Below are 699 nucleotides of genomic sequence, written 5' to 3' on the forward strand. Positions count from 1 at the left end.
ACTGGTAACCCGCATAACCCACAAACTTAGGTGTGAAGTTGTATTCTGCTTGCAGCGCCATTTCTTCACGAGCCGTTTCTGTCTTCGCGCCTTTCACGTCTTTGCCTTCAACCATTTCGTAGTTGATGCTCAGATTTAGGCTATTAGGCAGTGCATAAGCGATCAACGCTTCGTACGCGTCGCTTTCAGCTAGACGAGTTTTATCAGCGAAGTTCATGTTTTCGTTCGAGCCGTAAACCGCTGCTAGGTACAAGCCTTGACCGTAAGAACCGTATGCCGCAGAGACTAGGTGAGATTCAGCTGAATGCTTACCGATGTACGCTGAATCTTGGAAGTCGCCACCGTTGTACGTGTAACCCACTTTTGCGCTCATGATCGCGTAAGAAATGGCAACTTGTACGCGGTCATCGTATGTATGCGTATCCGTCGCTTCGTTCGTACCTTGCCAACCTAGACCAACGTTAATTTTGCCTGCTTCGCCAAGTTCGATTGCGTTGCGGTAAGAGATCATTTTCTCTGCGCGGCCAGTGCCTAGGTTGCCGTGGTCGTCATAGATAAAGTCGTTCGCAAATGCAATCGGCATATCTGCTACGCCAGCTACGTCGTAGTAAGGTGCCCATTGCGTACCACCCACTGCACGACCGTATGTATCGTGAGTCAGACCTAAGTAACCAAGACGAGTTTTAAATGAGTTTTCGC

General features: G+C 49.1%; 1 protein-coding gene. It reads right to left on the reverse strand.

The window, feature by feature from the left end; all coding sequences use genetic code 11:
• Positions 1-699: porin (locus tag R7Q46_RS27200; protein ID WP_318078269.1), on the reverse strand; the 699-nt coding region annotated here is incomplete at both ends.

The sequence above is a fragment of the Vibrio sp. 811 genome, from assembly GCF_033339195.1.